We start from the raw sequence: 18,138 nt of genomic DNA on the forward strand, positions 1-18,138 counted from the left end.
CACGCGCTCAGCGCCGTGTCACTGCTTCTGGCTGAGCCGCTTGTTCATCTCGCCCTCGACGCCCTTGGCCGCGTCGGCGTGCGACTTCCCCCTGAGCACGGACGTCATATAGGTCTTGATCGGGTTCGGCGGGTTCTCCACCGCGCCCCACTCGGGAATGAGCGGGGTCAGACCGCCGTCCTCGACCGCGGGCGCCGCGGCCTCGGCGGCCGGGTTGCCCTTGAGGTTGGACTGGAGCGAGTCCTTGTTCGGGATGACGCCGCCCTCCTTGGCCATGGCGCCCTCGAACTTGTCGGACATCGCGAGCTTCAGGAACTCCTTGGCCAGCTCCTGCTTCTCGCTGCCCGCGGCGACGGCGAGGTTGGAGCCGCCGAGGAAGACACCCTCGGGCTTGCCGGCCGACTCACCCGGAATGGTGAAGTAGCCGATGTCCTTCTCGATCTTCTTGTTGGCGTCGATGGCCGTCGCCGCCTCCCAGCTCAGACCGATGAACGCACCGGTCTTGCCCTTGGCGAAGACCTCGGCCTGCTGCGGGGTGGCCTCGTCCTTGTCCTTGGGGGCCTTGGAGTAGGAGGCGTACTTCTTGTACGTCGCCATGGCCTCGCCGACCTTCGGGTCGGAGAGGTTGGAGACCCACTTGCCGCCCTTCTTCTTCACGAGCTGCGCGTCGTTGGCGATGAGCAGGCCGTCGAAGAAGTACCAGTTCTGGCCCGGCATGTAGATCGGCTCGGCGTCGGTCTTCTTCTCGATCTTGTCGAGCGCCTCGAAGAACTCGTCACGCGTCTTGGGCGTGCCCTTGATGCCGGCCTCGGCCCAGATCTTCTTGTTGTAGATGACCGTGCGGTTGACGGCGAACCACGGCGCGGCGTACTGCTTGCCGTCGAAGACCGCGGACTTGTTGATGGAGGGCGTCCAGTCCTTGCCCACCGTCTTCTTGAGGTCGCTCAGGTCGGCGAGGCCGCCGGTCTTCGCGTAGGCGGGGGTCTGGGTGTTGCCGACCTCGATGATGTCCGGCGGGTCGGACTCGGAGAGGGCAGTGGTGATCTTCTGCTGGATGCCGTTCCACTGCTGGACTTCGAGCTTGAGCTTGGCCCCCGTCTTCTTTTCGAAGGCCTTCTTGATGTCCTTCTCCCATTTCTTGGGAGTGGACCCGTCCATCGCCCACAGGGTGAGAGTCTGGCCCTTCCAGTCGTCGGGGCCCGAACCCTTGTCCTTGTCGTCGGACCCACAGGCCGCGACGTTCACCACCAGTACCGCGACACCAGCCGCGGCTATGAGTCCACGTTTCACAGCATCCTCCCCTGCACACTGGAAGTGGTCTTTAATGGTTTAGACCAGTGTGCAGAGCTTGGCCTAGACCTTTAAGGGTGTCAACGGTGTATAAAGCTCGCTGTCGCTTCCGTTATCGGAACGACATCTGAGCTGGGAAGCGCACCCGGGCCCGGCCCGTGCCACGATGTGAGCCGCTGACCCGCATCGGGTTGACGCATCATCGGGCGCATGCGCATCGCCTCTGCGCTCACGCTCGGTATGCAGGGTGAGACTTCCTACAGAGCGATACGTACACGGAGGAAGCCGGTGACGGCAGCACGACACGAGTCGGGAAGGCGTGCCATGAGTACGGACGGGGGCGCGGTCGCGCCAGCGGCGACGTCAGCCTCGGCGGCGGAACCGGACGGGAGCCGCCCCTCGGGCGGCAACGGGTCGGGCGCCCGCACCGCACGCGTGCCCAAGTACTACCGGCTGAAGCGGCACTTGCTGGAGATGACGGAGACGCTCCCCCCGGGCACCCCCGTCCCCCCGGAGCGCACCCTCGCCAGCGAGTTCGACACCTCCCGTACGACCGTCCGCCAGGCCCTCCAGGAACTCGTCGTCGAGGGGCGGCTGGAGCGCATCCAGGGCAAGGGCACCTTCGTCGCCAAGCCCAAGGTCTCCCAGGCCCTCCAACTCACCTCGTACACCGAGGACATGAGGGCCCAGGGCCTCGAACCCACCTCGCAGCTCCTGGACATCGGGTACGTCACGGCCGACGACCGGCTCGCGGGACTGCTCGACATCCCGGCGGGCGGGCGCGTGCTGCGCATCGAGCGCCTCCGGCTGGCCAGCGGCGAGCCCATGGCCATAGAGACCACCCACCTCTCCCAGAAGCGGTTCCCCGCGCTGCGCCGCAGCCTGGTCAAGTACACCTCGCTCTACACCGCGCTGGCCGAGGTCTACGACGTCCATCTGGCCCAGGCCGAGGAGACCATCGAGACCTCGCTCGCCACCCCGCGCGAGGCCGGGCTGCTCGGCACCGACGTCGGGCTGCCGATGCTGATGCTCTCCCGCCACTCGCGCGACACGCACGGCGAGCCGGTCGAGTGGGTCCGTTCGGTCTACCGCGGCGACCGCTACAAGTTCGTGGCCAATCTCCAGCGCCCCGCGCCCGAGCAGGACTGACGGGCGCCGGCCCTCCCCCGGGGCGGCGTTATCGCTCCGTGTCCTAACTGCCGTTGACCACGGTGTGGCGCGGAGGAACGCGCTGTTCTACGGTCCTTGCGTCGTGCAATGTTCACTGTGTCCACAGTGAACGCTGGGGGACGAGGAGGACTCGCGCGTGCGCAATGCCAGCCCGAAATCCATCGCCATCTGGACCGCGGTCGCCCTTGTCGGCGCGGCGGGATGGGCCGTACTCGCGCTGGCGCGCGGCGAGGAGGTGTCGGCCGCCTGGATGGTCGCCGCGGCGCTCGGCTCGTACGCCATCGGGTACCGCTTCTACGCGCGCTTCATCGCGACCCGCGTCCTGAAGGTCGACAAGACCCGCGCCACCCCGGCCGAACGGCTCGACAACGGGATCGACTTCCATCCCACCGACCGGCGCGTGCTGCTCGGCCACCACTTCGCCGCCATCGCGGGCGCCGGACCGCTCGTCGGGCCCGTGCTGGCCGCCCAGATGGGCTATCTGCCGGGCACCATCTGGATCATCGTCGGCGTGATCTTCGCGGGCGCCGTCCAGGACATGGTCACGCTCTTCTTCTCCATGCGGCGCGACGGCAAGTCGCTGGGCCAGATGGCCCGCGAGGAGATCGGCCCGGTGGGCGGCGCCGCCGCGCTGCTGGCCGTCCTCGCGATCATGATCATCCTGCTGGCGGTGCTGGCGCTGGTCGTCGTCAACGCGCTGGCCGAGTCGCCCTGGGGCACCTTCTCCATCGGGATGACGATCCCCATCGCCCTGTTCATGGGCTTCTACCTGCGCGTGCTGCGCCCCGGCCGGGTCACCGAGGTCTCCGTGATCGGCATCGCGCTGCTGCTGTTCGCGCTGGTCGCCGGGCGCTGGGTGGCCGAGTCCTCCTGGGCCGAGACCTTCACGCTCGCGCCGAGCACCCTCGTCATCTGGATCCTGGTCTACAGCTTCATCGCCTCGATCCTGCCCGTGTGGATGCTGCTCGCCCCGCGCGACTACCTCTCCACCTTCATGAAGATCGGCACCATCGGGCTGCTCGCGCTCGGCGTGATCGTCACCCTGCCGACCATGAAGATGGAGGGCATCACCGACTTCGCCGGACAGGGCGACGGGCCGGTCTTCGCCGGGTCGCTCTTCCCGTTCGTCTTCATCACCATCGCCTGCGGCGCGCTCTCCGGCTTCCACGCCCTCATCTCCTCGGGCACCACCCCGAAGATGATGCAGAAGGAGACCCAGGTCCGCATGATCGGCTACGGCTCCATGCTGATGGAGTCCTTCGTCGCGATCATGGCGATGGTCGCGGCCAGCATCATCGACCCGGGCCTCTACTTCGCGATGAACGCCCCGGCGGGCGTGATCGGCGACAACGTCCAGGCCGCGAGCGAGGCCGTGAAGGGCCTCGGATACACCATCTCCCCCGACCAGTTGGCCGCCGCGGCCAAGGCCGTCGAGGAGCACTCGCTGCTCTCCCGCACGGGCGGCGCGCCCACGCTCGCGATCGGCGTCTCCGAGATCTTCTCGAAGGTGATCGGCGGCGCGAGCATGAAGGCGTTCTGGTACCACTTCGCGATCATGTTCGAGGCGCTGTTCATCCTGACGGCGCTCGACGCGGGTACGCGCGTGGGCCGCTTCATGCTCCAGGACATGCTGGGCAACGTCTACAAGCCGTTCCGCCGCGTGAGCTGGTGGCCCGGGCTGCTGGCCTCCAGCGCCGTCATCGTCGCCCTGTGGGGCTACTTCCTGTGGGTCGGCGTCCACGAGCCGCTCGGCGGGATCAACCAGCTCTTCCCGCTCTTCGGCATCGCCAACCAGCTCCTCGCCGCCGTCGCCCTCGCCGTCTGCACCACGCTGCTCGTCAAGTCCGGCCGCCTCAAGTGGGCCTGGGTCACGGCCGTTCCGCTCGCCTGGGACGCGGTCGTCACGCTCACCGCGAGCTGGCAGAAGGTCTTCTCCAGCGACCCGAAGGTCGGCTTCTTCGAGCAGCGCTCCGTCTACCAGGAAGCCATCGACGCGGGCAAGGTTCTCCCCCCGGCGAAGGACATGGACGACATGCACACCGTCGTCACCAACTCCACGGTGGACGGCGTGCTCTCGGCGCTCTTCGCGGTGCTGGTGATCGTGGTGCTGCTGGACGCCGGGCGCACGTGCGTGCGGGCCATCCGCAAGCCGGAGACGGCGACCCTGACGGAGGTTCCGCACACGGAATCCACGATCGTCGCCCCCGCGGGGCTGATCCCCACGAAGGAGGAGAAGGCGGAACTCGCCGCGGCGGGCCCGGCGGCCTCGGAAGAGGGCTCCCGATGAGTGCCCTGCGCAGGGCGGGGCGCTGGGTCCGCTGGTACGTCCGCGAGTTCACGGACGAGAGCGCGTACGAGCGGTACGTGGCGCACGTCCGGCAGCACGAGGGGCCGTCGGCGCCTGTGCCGAGCCGGCGCGAGTTCGAGCGCACTCGCGCCGACGCCCGCGAGGGCGACCCCCGCGAGGGCTTCCGCTGCTGCTGAAGCCACTTCGCCGGGTGCCCGGCACTGAGGGCTGAGCACGGGCTGCCCCGTGCCGTGCATTGCAGGCTGCGGCTGCGCCGTGGCTGGCCGCGCAGTTCCCCGCGCCCCTGGCGGGGCACTCCTGCTTCGCCCTCCACCCCACTGCGCTTGGGAAGTCTGCCACTGGGGGTGCCCCCTGCTCGAAGAGCTTGGGGGAGCAGGGTTGGCAAGCGCAGCCCCCTGCGCCGGGTGCCCCGCGCACAGGGCCGGGTTCGGGGTGCCCCGGGCTGTGCTTCGCGGGCTGCCGCAGCGCCGTGGCTGGGCGCGCAGTTCCTCGCGCCCCTCATGGGGCAAGCCCAGAAGTCTTGGCTCGGGGCCCGGAATTGTCGTGCTCTCTGTCAGTCAGGGGCGACATCATGGGGGGATGGACTTCTTGGTGAGGGACGCGCACGCGGACGAGTACGGGGCGGTCGGCGAGCTGACCGGCAAGGTGTATGTCGGGGACGGGCTCCTGGAGTTCGGGGAGTCGGACGGTTATCTGGAGACGTTGCGCGACGCTGCGACCCGCGCCGCACAGGCCGAACTCCTCGTGGCCACCGCCCCGAACGGCAAGGTGCTCGGCACCGTCACGTACGTAGGCGACGGCGGCCCGTACGCGGAGCTGGCCGGCGAGACCGAGGCCGAGTTCCGGATGCTCGCCGTCGACGGCGCGGCACGCGGCCGCGGAATCGGCGAGGCCCTCGTGCAGACCTGCATAGACCGCACGAGGCTGCGCGCGAAGACCGGCATCGTCATATGCAGCCAGCCCCACATGCGCGCCGCCCACCGCCTCTACGAGCGCTTCGGTTTCCGCCGCGCCCCCTCCCGCGACTGGAACCCCGTCGAGGGCTCCGACCTCACGCTCCAGGCGTTCACGCTGACCCTGCGGGACGCCCCCGCACTGTAAACCATCTCTTGACCCTCGACACAACATCTAGGGGCACCTCCACCACGCACCCCAACATGTATGCTCGACCGAGCCGTTCGCCGCAGGGGAATCCGGTGTGACTCCGGAGCTGTCCCGCAGCGGTGTGTGCCGTGCTGCCCGTACGGCGCGAGCCCGAATGCCTGCCGGGCGGCATCGACGAACGTCCGGGTCTCGTGGAGTGGACCGGGGGACGGCGCCGTGGTGAGCCATGCCCGTGAGGGCGCTGTTCGGCATGCCCGCGCGCCGGCGTCCCGCGCCCGCCCTCGGCCCTGAGCGAGGGAGAGCAGAGCAGTGACCATCGCACCATCAGCTCCGTCAGTGCCGCAGGCGACGTCAGTTCCGACGGTGACGACGACGGAGCCACCCGGACCCGCGGCGCCCGGCACGGAGGACGCCCCCGCCGCCGCGCTCCTGCGCACCCTCACCGAGCTCAGCGCCGACCTCACCGCCGTCGCGCCCGGGAAGATCGCCGCCGCGGCCCTGCGGGGGCGCCGGCGGGAGTCGTCCGAGGCCGAGCTGCGGGCGCTCGCCACCGAGGCGGCGGCCGGGCTCATCGGCGAGGAGCCCGAGCACTCCCGGCTCGCGGCCCGCCTGCTCACCCTCGCGATCCGCGAGGAGGCCGCCTCGCAGGGCGCCACCTCGTTCTCCGCCTCCGTCGCCGTCGGCCACGCGCAGGGGCTGATCGCCGACGGCACCGCCGCGTTCGTCCGTACGCACGCCGCGCGGCTCGACGCGCTCGTCGAGGAGGCCCTCGGCGACGGCGCCGACGACCGCTTCGGCTACTTCGGGCTGCGCACCGTCCACTCCCGCTATCTGCTCCGGCACCCCACGACCCGTCAGGTGATCGAGACGCCCCAGCACTTCCTGCTCCGGGTGGCCTGCGGCCTGGCCGACGGCGACAGCGGGCGTCCCGCCGACGAGGTCGTGGACGAGGTCGCCGCGCTGTACGGGCTCACCAGTTCGCTCTCCTACCTGCCCTCCTCCCCCACCCTCTTCAACTCCGGCACCCGCCACCCCCAGATGTCGTCCTGCTATCTGCTCGACTCCCCGCGCGACGAGCTGGACTCGATCTACGAGCGCTACCACCAGGTCGCCCGCCTCTCGAAGCACGCGGGCGGCATCGGGCTCTCGTACTCGCGGATCCGCGCGCGGGGCTCGCTGATCCGGGGGACGAACGGCCACTCGAACGGCATCGTGCCGTTCCTCAAGACCCTCGACGCCTCGGTCGCCGCCGTGAACCAGGGCGGGCGGCGCAAGGGCGCCGCCGCCGTCTATCTGGAGACGTGGCACGCGGACATCGAGGAGTTCCTGGAGCTGCGCGACAACACCGGCGAGGACGCCCGCCGCACCCACAATCTGAACCTGGCGCACTGGATCCCCGACGAGTTCATGCGCCGCGTCGAGGCCGACGCCGACTGGTCGCTCTTCTCGCCCGTGGACGTGCCCGAGCTGGTCGACCTGTGGGGCGAGGAGTTCGACGCCGCGTACCGGAAGGCCGAGGCCGAGGGGCGCGCGCTGAAGACCGTGCCCGCGCGGCAGCTCTACGGCGCGATGATGCGCACCCTCGCGCAGACCGGCAACGGCTGGATGACGTTCAAGGACACCTCGAACCGCACCGCCAACCAGACGGCGGAGCCGGGCCGCACGGTGCACTCCTCGAACCTGTGCACGGAGATCCTGGAGGTCACCGACGACGGCGAGACCGCCGTGTGCAACCTGGGATCGGTCAACCTCGCCGCCCACCTGGTCGAGGGCGGCGGGATGGACTGGGAGCGCCTCGACGCGACCGTCCGTACTGCCGTGACGTTCCTCGACCGCGTGGTGGACATCAACTACTACCCGACCCCGCAGGCCGAGGGCTCCAACTCCCGCTGGCGGCCTGTCGGTCTGGGCGTGATGGGCCTCCAGGACGTCTTCTTCCGGCTGGGCCTGCCCTTCGACTCGGCGGAGGCCCGCGCGCTCTCCACCCGTATCGCCGAACGGATCATGCTGGCGGCGTACGAGGCGTCCGCCGACCTGGCCGAGCGGAACGGCCCGCTCCCGGCCTGGTCCGCGACCCGTACGGCACGCGGCGTGCTCCACCCCGACCACTACCCGGACACCGAGCCCGCCTGGGCGGACCGCTGGGAGGCGCTGCGCGCCCGTGTCGCGCGCACGGGCATGCGCAACGCGCTGCTGCTCGCCATCGCGCCGACCGCGACCATCGCCTCGATCGCGGGGGTCTACGAGTGCGTCGAGCCGCAGGTCTCCAACCTCTTCAAGCGCGAGACGCTCAGCGGCGAGTTCCTCCAGGTCAACACCTATCTGGTGGAGGAGCTGAAGCGGCACGGCCTGTGGGACGACCGGGCCCGCGAGGCGCTGCGCGAGTCCAACGGCTCGGTCCAGGACCTGGACTGGGTGCCCGCCGATGTCCGGGAGCTGTACCGCACGGCCTGGGAGGTCCCGCAGCGCGCCCTGATCGACATGGCCGCGGACCGCACCCCGTACCTCGACCAGAGCCAGTCGCTGAACCTGTTCCTGGCCTCCCCCACCATCGGGAAGCTCAGCTCGATGTACGCGTACGCCTGGAAGCGCGGCATCAAGACCACGTACTACCTGCGCTCGCGCCCCGCCACGCGCATCGCCCAGGCGGCGAAGTCCACCCTCCCCCAGCAGGCGGCGAGCGACGAGGCTGTCGCCTGTTCCCTGGAAAACCCCGAGTCCTGCGAGGCCTGCCAGTAATGCCGAACGAGAAGCCGGCCGAGAAGCCGACCGAGAACAAGAACCTGCTCGACCCGGGATTCGAGCTGACCCTGCGCCCCATGCGCTACCCGCACTTCTACGACCGCTACCGGGACGCGATCAAGAACACCTGGACCGTCGAGGAGGTCGATCTCCACTCCGACGTCGCGGACCTCGCCAAGCTCACGCCCGGCGAGCAGCACATGATCAGCCGGCTGGTGGCCTTCTTCGCCACGGGCGACTCGATCGTGGCGAACAACCTGGTGCTCACGCTCTACAAGCACATCAACTCCCCCGAGGCGCGGCTGTACCTGTCGCGGCAGCTCTTCGAGGAGGCCGTGCACGTCCAGTTCTATCTGACGCTGCTGGACACCTATCTGCCCGACCACGACGACCGCGTCGAGGCGTTCGCGGCCGTCGAGAACATCCCCTCCATCCGCGAGAAGGCCCAGTTCTGCTTCACGTGGATGGACTCGGTCGAGGAGATCGACCGGCTGGAGTCGCGGGCCGACCGGCGCCGCTTCCTGCTGAACCTGATCTGCTTCGCGGCGTGCATCGAGGGGCTGTTCTTCTACGGCGCGTTCGCGTACGTCTACTGGTTCCGTTCGCGCGGCCTCCTGCACGGCCTCGCGACCGGCACCAACTGGGTGTTCCGCGACGAGTCCATGCACATGTCCTTCGCCTTCGACGTGGTGGACACGGTGCGCCAGGAGGAGCCGGAACTCTTCGACGGGGAGCTGGAGAAGCAGGTCACGGCGATGCTGGAGGAGGCCGTCGAGGCGGAACTCCAGTTCGCGCGCGACCTGTGCGGGGACGGGCTGCCGGGCATGAACACGGACTCCATGCGGCAGTACCTGGAGGCGGTGGCGGACCAGCGGCTGGCCCGCCTCGGCTTCCCCGTCCGCTACGGCTCCACGAACCCGTTCTCGTTCATGGAGCTGCAGAACGTCCAGGAGCTGACCAACTTCTTCGAGCGCCGCCCCTCCGCGTACCAGGTGGCGGTCGAGGGCTCGGTCAGCTTCGACGACGACTTCTGAGGCACCGGGGCGCCTCAGTCGTTCGGCACGACCTCGTACCTCGGCTCGTTCTCCTCCATCTGGCGCAGCACGTCCTTGCGCTCGCGCTTGGAGAGCCGGTCGATGTAGAGGTACCCGTACAGGTGGTCGGTCTCGTGCTGGAGGCACCGCGCGAAATAGCCGGTGCCCCGCACGACGACCGGCTTGCCCTGGGCGTCCTGGCCGCGCACCACCGCGTAGTCGGGGCGGGCCAGCGGGGCGTAGGCGCCCGGCACGGAGAGGCAGCCCTCGTTCCCGTCGTCCAGCACCCGCTCCTCGGCGGCGAGTTGGTCGAGCACCGGGTTGCAGACGACGCCGACGTGCCGGACGCCCTCGTCGTCCATGCAGTCGTAGACGAAGACCTTCAGGTCGACGCCGATCTGGTTCGCCGCGAGGCCGACGCCCTCGGCGGCGCGCTGGCTGGCGAACATGTCGTCGACCAGCGTGGCCAGCTCGTCGTCGAACGACGTGACGTCCTTGCACTCGCGGTGCAGCACGGGATTGCCGACGACCGTGATGGGACGGGCCGTGCCCCGCGCGCGGTACGCCTCCTCGCGGGCGGCGGCGTCCGTCACGTCGTCGATGAACTCGCCGTCCACCGGCCCGGCCCCGGAACCGGTTCCCTGCTGCTGCGCCATGCCCTCGTACGCCTTCCCTGCAATTCCCACAAGCCGACTCTTCGGCCTACAGGGTACGGGGCCACGCGAGGGGCCTCAGCAGACCTCCTCCAGATCCCGCCACTCACGGGTGTCCGGGCTGTCCGCGACCCAGCCGTCCAGCAGGCCCCTGACCAGGCCCGCGGGCGCCGCGAGCCCGCACTCCCGCTCGGGCACCCACAGCTCCCCGGGGCCGCCCGGCGCCATATGGCCCAGCGGTCCGGGCTGGCCGGGCGAGCTGTGGTCGTGCGGGTCCATGTGGACGCCGCCCTCGCCCTCGTCGGCCGGCATCGCGCTCTCCGAGCAGGCCCGGCACAGCAGCCGGACGGAGGACGACCAGTCCTCGGCGGCGAACCCGGCGTCGGCCGCGAGCCGCTCCAGCGCGTCCCTGTCGCTCTCCGTGGCCGCCTCCAGCAGCACCACCCAGGTGGGGACGGGCGAGGGGGCCCACAGCTCGATCTCGTCGAAGACGGGGTACGAGGGCCCTGCGGCCGTGGTCCGCTCCCCGTGCGGGACGCCGTCGTGCAGCACGACCTCGCCCCAGCGGCGCCCGGAGGACGGCAGCGGGATGCTCTGGACCTCCATCCGCGCCGGGTCGATCCGACGGCCCCAGACGACCTCGGCCTCGCCCTCCGGGGAGAGCCGGACGGCGGCGCTGCCGAGCTGCATCCCCGCGGGCTCCCCCGCCGCCGCGGCGGTCTGGGCCTGTCCGGGCACGTGCAGCCCGTACGCCTGCCAGGCGCGGCGGGCCAGCGGCCAGTCCTGGAGGGCCGTGGCCGCGATGCCCACGTTCCACCAGTCGGGCGCCCCCGTCTCCCGGTCGAGCAGCGCGACGGCGCGCAGGCCCGCCGCGCGCGCCTGCTCCCAGTCGTGCCGGAACTTGTGGAGCAGCGCGAGGTTGAACCAGGACTCCGAGAGCCACGGCTCCAGATCGGCGGCACGGGTGAGCAGGGCTCCGGCGTCCTCGTACCGCCCGTCGCCGATAAGCGTGAACGCGCGGTCCGTCGCCTGCCGCCAAGAAGCGGAGGGACGGTGCCGCACCTTGCCGAAGATCCTCACTGATTCCGCCGTTTCCGCCTGACTTCCCGCCTGTCGTCGCGCTCCCGCGCTCTAGGTGCGCCTGCGTAGCCTGCGTGCCTTCGCGCGGTGTTACGCGTTTTCCGCGGTTCCCCTCTTCGCATCCAACCATGCCCGCTCGGGTGCCCGCTCATTACCCGTGCGTCAGGCTTCCCGGCCCCGCGTCACCACGCGCGCCAGCGCTTCCACCACCCGTGGTTCGTAGTCACGCCCCGTGGCCGTGCGCAAGCGCTCCAGCGCGTACGCCGTGCGCGCGCCGGGCCGTTCGCCCGCGTCATCCCTGCCCGCGCGGAGGTCCTCGTAGGCGTTCACCGCGCGGATGACACGCGCCGTGACGGGCTGGTCCCGGTACGGATCCGCCTGCCGTTCGACCACCAGGGCGACCTCGGGGGCCACGCCCGTCTGCCGTACGACGGCGCCGCCCAGCAGCGCGATACGGCGCCGCTCCTCGGGTACCAGGGGCTCGGTGGCCCCGCCGCGCACGGGGTCGACGAGGGAGAGCTGGCCGATGTCGTGCATCAGGGCCGCGTACTCCAGGACGGTGAGTTCGGGCTCGCGCAGCCCCAGCTCACGGCCTACGGCGCGGCTGAGGACGGCCACGCGGCGGGCGTGGCCGTGCGGGGTGTATCCGGCGACCTCCGTCGCCCGCGCGAGGGAGGCGATGGTCTGCCGGTAGGTCGCCCGTACGGAGGCGTAACGGCGGAAGGAGAACTGGGTGAGGAGCAGGGGCACGCAGAAGACCGGCAGCGCCCACAGCCCCGCGACGGCGACGGCGAGCGCGATCACGGCGCCCGTCGCCGCGATGGCCGGAACGATGCCGAGGCGCCCCGCCAACTCGTCGCGCAGCAGCGGCCCGAAGGGCCAGCCGGTGCGCCCCGCCGCGAGCAGGGCGGTCAGCAGCGCGTCGCACACCCCCGTCAGCAGGGTGATGGCGAGCAGGCAGAGCGCGTATCCGGGACCCCGGCCCATGGCCTCGCCCAACGTGCCGCTGTTGTAGAGCGGTTGGAAGCAGGCGGCGGCGAAGCCGACCCCGAGCACGCCCCGCACACTGTCGTCGAGGGGCGGCGCGGTGCCGCGCGCGACGTGCGGCGCGAGGCCGCACAGCGAGCCGACGACCGCGACAGCGACGACCTGGAGGACACCGTGCGTGGTGGGCTCGCCCCCCACCTCGCCCAGCAGCGCGTAGCCGAGGGCCCCGGCGATGCCGAGGGGGCCCACGGTGCGGGTGCCGCCGTCGGTGTCGGGGAAGCGGACCCGCGCGAACTCGCCGACGGCGATGACGAGTCCGAAGGCGAGCGCGTTGCCGGGCTCGGCCGGGCCCCGCCACAGGGTGGCGCAGAGCCCGGCGGCGCTGAGCGCGGCGGCGGCCAGGTGGAGCAGCGCGACGAGACGCCTCACCGGACGGGCTCCTGGGCGGCGCGGGCGGCGTCCGCCGTCACTCCCGCGACGTCCGCATGCACGTTTCCGCTCGCGTCCCGCCCGCTCCCGTCCCGGCCCGCCGGGAGGTCCGCGGTGACGGCGGCGTGCCAGCCCGTACGGCCCAGCGCGCGGGCCAGGGCACGGACCATCACGGGGTCGAACTGCGTGCCGGAGCACCGCTCCAGCTCCTCCAGGGCCACGCTCACCGGGCGTGCCCTGCGGTAGCTGCGGGTGGAGGTCATCGCGTCGAAGGCGTCGGCCACGGCGACCAGGCGCGCGAACTCGGGGATCTCGCCGCCGGACAGGCCGTACGGATAGCCGCTGCCGTCCATCCGCTCGTGGTGGTGGAGGATCGCCGAACGGGCCTCGCCCAGGAAGCCGATGCCGCGCACCATCTCGTGCCCGTACTCGGGATGCAGCTCGATCACGCGGCGCTCCTCGGGGGTGAGGGGTCCGTCCTTGCGCAACAGCCGGGTGGGGACGCCGAGTTTGCCGACGTCGTGCAGGATCCCCGCGAAGCGGAGCACCTCGGTCCTGGAGTCGTCCATGCCGAGTTCACGGGCGATGAGCACGGAGGCGCGGCCGACGCGCTCGCTGTGGCCGCGCGTGTAGCGGTCCTTGATGTCGACGGCCTGCACGAGCGCGCGGATCGTGGCCTGGTGCGCGCCGCGCTCGCGGTGGTACTGGGCGAACACCCAGCAGCAGATGTACATCGGCAGCAGCACGAACAGCGCCGCCACGGGCCCGTACGGGCTGCGCCACAGCACGGCCATCATCAGTCCGGCCAGCCCGTGCGCCAGATGTGGCCCGGCGGCGCGGGCGAACTGGCCGCGCCAGGCGGTGCGCGGCGCGCAGCCCTCGGCGACGACGAGGATCCAGCCGTCGAGCGCGGTGCGCACGGCGCCCAGGGTCAGCGCGGCGGCGAGCGCCGGGACCAGCGCGTACGGGAAGTCGGCCTCGGCCGTGCCCCTGCCGAGCAGGACGTGCGTCCACCCGGCGGCGTACGCGGCGAGGGCGAGCTGCCCGGCGTGCCAGATCCGCCGGGCCGCCGCGTGACGCTCCCGTACGCGGCCGACGAGCGCGCCGGGGATCCCGGTGAGCGCGGCGGCCTCGGGCGGCAGCAGCACGACGGCGGTGAGGAGGACGGGGAAGAACGCGCCCACGTTGCCCGGCACCCGGTGGCCGAGGAGCGGGCAGCGGGGCAGGTACTCGCAGAACGCGTAGAGCGCGGCGAGGGGCAGCAGCACGGCCCACTCGGTGCCGCGGGGCCGCTCCAGCGCGGGCGCCACGCAGACGGCGCCCGCCAGCGCCGCGCCCACGACGGTGGCGCGGGCCGCGCGCGGCAGCCCCGCTCTCCTGGCACGCATGGTGAGCCTCCTCCCCAGATCCCGCCGGCTCGTGCCGATCCGCAGGATGGGGAGGATAGGGCGGCCAGGGCGCACGGGGGCGCCCGCACGAGGCGTTCCCCCGTACGGGACGCTGTCGGCTCACACGAAGGGGTGACAGCGTCCGGAACCGCTCGCGCGTAAGCGGTCGGGCGTGATGAGCGTCAGGCCTCCGAGGCCTCGGGCTGCGAGGACTGTGCGGACTGCGCGGCGGACCCCGAGGGCTGTGCGGGCTCCGAGGACTGCGCCGCGCCCTGCGGACCCTTCGCGGTCTTCCCGTCCTTCGTGCCCTTCGCGCCCTGCGCCGCCTTCGTGCCCGCCGGGTCGGGTGACTCCGCCGACGGCTCGCCCGCCTGGCCCGCGCGGATCACGTCGATCCGGCTCATCACCTTGGCCCGCAGGTCCGTGGGGACGTCGTCGTGCCCGCAGCAGCGCTTGACGAGCTTCTTGACCTCCTGCTCCAGCCCGTACTTCTCGAAGCACGGGGAGCATTCGTCGAAGTGCTCCTGGAACTTCTCGCAGTCCTTGTCGGGCATTTCCCGGTCCAGGTACTCATAGAGGTGGTCCAGGACCTCAGAGCAGTCCGTCTCGTGCGGCTCTCCGCAACTCATGAGCCCGAGCCTTTCCGGTCGTGCGACCCGTCCGAAACCCCACCCGCCGGGACGAGCCCGCGATCGCGCGCGTAGCCCTCCAGCATGTCGCGCAACTGGCGGCGTCCGCGGTGCAGTCGGGACATCACCGTGCCGATGGGTGTCCCCATGATGTCCGCGATCTCCTTGTACGCAAAGCCCTCGACATCCGCCAGATAGACGGCGATGCGGAACTCCTCGGGGATCGCCTGCAGCGCTTCCTTGACATCGGAGTCGGGCAGGTGGTCGAGCGCCTGGGCCTCGGCCGAGCGCAGACCGGTCGACATGTGCGACTCGGCGCGCGCGAGCTGCCAGTCCTCGATCTCCTCGGCGGCGCTGCGCTGGGGCTCGCGCTGCTTCTTCCGGTACGAGTTGATGAACGTGTTGGTGAGGATGCGGTACAGCCACGCCTTGAGGTTGGTGCCCTCGCGGAACTGGTGGAAGGAGGCGTACGCCTTCGCGTAGGTCTCCTGGACCAGGTCCTCGGCGTCTGCCGGATTGCGCGTCATGCGCAGCGCGGCCGAGTACATCTGGTCGAGGAAGGTCAGCGCGTCGCGCTCGAAGCGCGCGCTGCGCTGCGCCTCGGTCTCCGTCGTCTCCGCGGTCTCAGCCGTCTGGGCGTCGTGCTGGGCACTTCCGCCGCCGTCGGTCCCGGTGACCGGACCCACCTCCTCCAGAGTCGTGGCGAGCCCGTACGAAGACTCGCTCGAATCGGAGAATAGACGACGATCCGCCTCGCCCGCCGCTCGAATCTTCGAGCCTCCGGCCAGCGCGAGCGTGGCCCAGTCCAGGTCAACGGCCTGCGGGCGCTCGGGGCAAGCGACAGAACCCATACGGGCGGCTCCCTCTCCTCGTGAAGACTGTGCGGTTGCACACGTGTGTACCGACGTTCCGTGCAACCACACGGCCCCCCGTCTCATTCCCGGGTCAGCCACGCGGCCACGGAATCGGTGATCACGGCCAGCGCCCCGTCCTGGCCGAGGTCCGCCTTCTTGGGCACCGCGAAGCCGTGGTCCCCGTACGGCACCTCGACGATCTCCGTCCCCGCGGGGAACTCCTCCGGGCGCCCGAACGGGTCCCGTCCGCCCTGCACCACCAGCACCGGCAGCCCCGTCCCCGTCAGCTCGCCGGCGCGGGACTTCTCCGGCTTGCCCGGCGGGTGCAGCGGGAAGGAGAGCGCGAGCACGGCGCGGGCGCCCAGCTCTGCGCCCGTACGGCACGCGACGCGCGCCCCCGCGCTGCGCCCGCCCGCGACGACGGGGAGCCCGGGCTTCTCCAGCGCGGGCCACAGGCCCCGCCAGCCCTCGTCGAGGGTCTTCGGGGCCGGGGCCAGCTTCTTGCCCGCGACCCGCCAGGGCTGTTCCACCAGCGCGACGGTCACCCCGCGCGCGGGCAGCGCCTGCGCGAGCGCCCGCAGGTCGCGGGCCTCGATCCCGCCTCCGGCGCCGTGCCCGAGGGCGAGCACGGTGTGCGCGTCCGCCGCCCCGTGCCAGGTGATACGGGCGGTGCCCGCGTCCGTCTCGACGGTCTCCGCTGTCGCTGTCGCACTCATGCGCCGCATCCTGCCGCACGCCGCGTCAGAAGAGCGTCTCCTCCTCCGGCGCCGACAGCTCCTTCAGCAGCTCGGGGCCGTTGTTGCGGACGTTGCTGACGTCCGTGGAGACCGGATAGGCCCGCATCAGCCCCTCGGGCGGCGGCGCCAGCAGCTCGCGCACCTCGCCCGCGTCCGTACGGGAGGGGTCCAGCCAGGCGTCCCAGCGGTCCGGGGTGAGCATCAGCGGCATCCGGGGGTGGATGTCGGCGAGCGAGCCGGGGCCGCCCTCGGCGATCTCCGCGGCGTTGGCGAGCGGGGCCGTCTCGGCCTCCGTCGTGACCACCGTGCACGTCGCCCACCAGGCGAGCGGATGGTCGTCCGGCAGCGTCTTGTCCCGCCAGAACTCGTACAGCCCGGCCATGGCGAACACCGAGCCGTCGGCGGGCGTCACGAAGTACGGCTGCTTGCGGGGCCGCTTCTTCTTGCCCTCCTGCTCCAGCTTCAGCTCGCCCGTGGCGGTGACCCACTCGTAGTAGCCGTCGGCGGGCAGCAGGCAGCGACGGGCGGCGAAGGGGCGGCGGTAGGCGGGCTTCTCGTGGACGGTCTCCGCGCGGGCGTTGATCATCTTCACGCCCATCTCGGGCCCCTTGGCCCAGCCCGGCACCAGGCCCCACTTGAGCACCCGGAGCTGCCGCACCGGGCGGGGGTCGTCGGACCCCTTCACGGGCCGGTCGAGCACGGCGTAGACCTGCTTCGTCGGCGCCACGTTCCAGTCGGCGGCCAGGGTCTCCTCCGGGTCCCACTTCTCGATCTCGAAAAGCCCGACCAGATCCTCGGGCGCCCGGCTCGCTGCATACCTCCCACACATGGATGCAAGACTGCCACGGCGCGCGTGAGCGCCGCCGTCCGTTGGAGTGGGAAATACGGGGAGGGCCAGGGGAAGATGGGCAACACGAGCATCGCGGACGTCTGGGACCGGGTCTTCGGCACCCAGCCGGACCCCGAGCAGTGGCTGGTGATCGCCACGGGGGTGGTCGCCCTGCTGGCCGTGCTGCCGCACGGCGTGTGGCGGCTCTCGCGGAACGCGGTGACGATCGCGCACGAGGGCGGGCACGGCATCGTCGCGCTCCTCTCCGGACGGCGGCTGGACGGCATCCGGCTGCACTCGGACACCTCGGGCCTGACGGTCTCGCGCGGCAAGCCGACCGGGATAGGCATGGTCCTCACCGCCGCCGCCGGATACACGGCGCCCTCGCTGCTCGGCCTGGGCGGCGCCTGGCTGCTGGCCGCGAACCACATCACCGCCCTCCTGTGGGGCGCCACCGCGCTGCTGGTCGCCATGCTGGTGATGATCCGCAACGCGTACGGGGTGCTGACCGTCTTCGTCGCGGGCGGCGCCTTCCTGCTCGTCTCCTGGCTGACCGACCCGGAGGTGCAGGCGGCCTTCGCGTACGGCGTGGTCTGGTTCCTGCTGCTGGGCGGGGTCCGTCCCGTCTTCGAGCTGCAGGGCAAGAGGCGCAGGGGCGGCGCCCCGGACTCGGACGCCGACCAGCTCTCCCGGCTCACCCAGGTCCCCGCCGCCCTCTGGCTGCTCCTCTTCCACCTTGTCTCGCTCGCCTCGCTGCTCGCCGGGGGCCGCTGGCTGCTGTCGCTGTAGGCGCCCGCGGGGCCGGAAGGGCGGGGCCGAGGGGCTCGGGGACTCGGAGCGCTCTACCAGGAGCATGTTTCACCAGCATTTCTCCCCGTCTGGTCGGGAATCGGCGTCACCCCCA

Annotated in this window: 16 protein-coding genes and 1 riboswitch; of the genes, 7 read left to right on the forward strand and 9 right to left on the reverse strand. The window is 71.3% G+C overall.

Annotated features, from left to right (window positions below; all coding sequences use genetic code 11):
* Positions 1-18: 18 nt before the first annotated feature.
* The gene (locus ABD343_RS11995; RefSeq protein WP_344527046.1) at positions 19-1,290 is read right to left on the reverse strand and encodes an extracellular solute-binding protein; all 1,272 of its coding nucleotides are present in this window, start codon (positions 1,288-1,290) and stop codon (positions 19-21) included.
* A gap of 324 nt (positions 1,291-1,614) precedes the next feature.
* On the opposite strand from ABD343_RS11995, the gene ABD343_RS12000 reads away from it, so the two are divergent.
* From ABD343_RS12000 to ABD343_RS12025, 6 genes are all read left to right on the forward strand, one after another.
* Positions 1,615-2,439, forward strand: coding sequence for a GntR family transcriptional regulator (locus ABD343_RS12000; protein WP_344527048.1), 825 nt, complete (start codon positions 1,615-1,617; stop codon positions 2,437-2,439).
* 157 nt (positions 2,440-2,596) lie between these two features.
* Positions 2,597-4,747, forward strand: a complete 2,151-nt coding sequence (locus ABD343_RS12005; RefSeq protein WP_344527050.1) for a carbon starvation CstA family protein — start codon at positions 2,597-2,599, stop codon at positions 4,745-4,747.
* Complete coding sequence (locus ABD343_RS12010; protein ID WP_344527051.1) at positions 4,744-4,944, forward strand: CstA-like transporter-associated (seleno)protein; 201 nt, start codon at positions 4,744-4,746, stop codon at positions 4,942-4,944. The genes ABD343_RS12005 and ABD343_RS12010 overlap by 4 nt, the downstream gene beginning before the upstream one ends.
* 403 nt (positions 4,945-5,347) lie before the next feature.
* A complete protein-coding gene (locus tag ABD343_RS12015; RefSeq protein ID WP_344527053.1) occupies positions 5,348-5,869 on the forward strand; it encodes a GNAT family N-acetyltransferase in 522 nt (173 codons plus the stop codon).
* A gap of 48 nt (positions 5,870-5,917) precedes the next feature.
* Positions 5,918-6,052: riboswitch (cobalamin riboswitch) on the forward strand.
* Between the two features lie 129 nt (positions 6,053-6,181).
* A complete protein-coding gene (locus ABD343_RS12020; protein WP_425578159.1) occupies positions 6,182-8,611 on the forward strand; it encodes a ribonucleoside-diphosphate reductase subunit alpha in 2,430 nt (809 codons plus the stop codon).
* The gene (locus ABD343_RS12025) at positions 8,611-9,648 is read left to right on the forward strand and encodes a ribonucleotide-diphosphate reductase subunit beta (protein ID WP_344527057.1); all 1,038 of its coding nucleotides are present in this window, start codon (positions 8,611-8,613) and stop codon (positions 9,646-9,648) included. Before ABD343_RS12020 ends, ABD343_RS12025 begins: the two co-directional genes overlap by 1 nt.
* Positions 9,649-9,662: 14 nt before the next feature.
* On the opposite strand, the gene def is transcribed toward ABD343_RS12025, so the two are convergent.
* The 8 genes from def to ABD343_RS12065 form a co-directional block, all read right to left on the reverse strand.
* Complete coding sequence (gene def, locus ABD343_RS12030) at positions 9,663-10,304, reverse strand: peptide deformylase (RefSeq protein ID WP_344528525.1); 642 nt, start codon at positions 10,302-10,304, stop codon at positions 9,663-9,665.
* Positions 10,305-10,379: 75 nt separating this feature from the next.
* Positions 10,380-11,381 carry a tetratricopeptide repeat protein gene (locus ABD343_RS12035; RefSeq protein WP_344527059.1) on the reverse strand — a complete coding sequence of 334 codons (1,002 nt, stop codon included), beginning with the start codon at positions 11,379-11,381 and terminating at the stop codon, positions 10,380-10,382.
* A 162-nt stretch (positions 11,382-11,543) separates the two neighbouring features.
* Positions 11,544-12,797 (reverse strand): HD-GYP domain-containing protein, encoded by a 1,254-nt coding sequence (locus ABD343_RS12040; protein ID WP_344527061.1) that lies wholly within the window; start codon positions 12,795-12,797, stop codon positions 11,544-11,546.
* The gene (locus tag ABD343_RS12045; protein WP_344527063.1) at positions 12,794-14,185 is read right to left on the reverse strand and encodes an HD-GYP domain-containing protein; all 1,392 of its coding nucleotides are present in this window, start codon (positions 14,183-14,185) and stop codon (positions 12,794-12,796) included. The genes ABD343_RS12040 and ABD343_RS12045 overlap by 4 nt, the downstream gene beginning before the upstream one ends.
* A 182-nt stretch (positions 14,186-14,367) precedes the next feature.
* Complete coding sequence (gene rsrA / locus ABD343_RS12050; RefSeq protein WP_344527065.1) at positions 14,368-14,814, reverse strand: mycothiol system anti-sigma-R factor; 447 nt, start codon at positions 14,812-14,814, stop codon at positions 14,368-14,370.
* Positions 14,811-15,500 (reverse strand): sigma-70 family RNA polymerase sigma factor, encoded by a 690-nt coding sequence (locus tag ABD343_RS12055; protein ID WP_425578188.1) that lies wholly within the window; start codon positions 15,498-15,500, stop codon positions 14,811-14,813. Before ABD343_RS12055 ends, rsrA begins: the two co-directional genes overlap by 4 nt.
* A gap of 248 nt (positions 15,501-15,748) precedes the next feature.
* On the reverse strand, positions 15,749-16,384 hold the full coding sequence (locus tag ABD343_RS12060) for an alpha/beta hydrolase family protein (RefSeq protein WP_344527069.1): 636 nt from the start codon (positions 16,382-16,384) through the stop codon (positions 15,749-15,751).
* Between the two features lie 25 nt (positions 16,385-16,409).
* Positions 16,410-17,234, reverse strand: a complete 825-nt coding sequence (locus tag ABD343_RS12065; protein WP_344527071.1) for an SOS response-associated peptidase — start codon at positions 17,232-17,234, stop codon at positions 16,410-16,412.
* Positions 17,235-17,309: 75 nt separating this feature from the next.
* On the opposite strand from ABD343_RS12065, the gene ABD343_RS12070 reads away from it, so the two are divergent.
* Positions 17,310-18,023 (forward strand): M50 family metallopeptidase, encoded by a 714-nt coding sequence (locus ABD343_RS12070; protein ID WP_344527073.1) that lies wholly within the window; start codon positions 17,310-17,312, stop codon positions 18,021-18,023.
* The last annotated feature ends 115 nt before the right edge of the window (positions 18,024-18,138 follow it).

The sequence above is a fragment of the Streptomyces albiaxialis genome (assembly GCF_039530985.1).
GTDB classification, from domain to species: domain Bacteria; phylum Actinomycetota; class Actinomycetes; order Streptomycetales; family Streptomycetaceae; genus Streptomyces; species Streptomyces albiaxialis.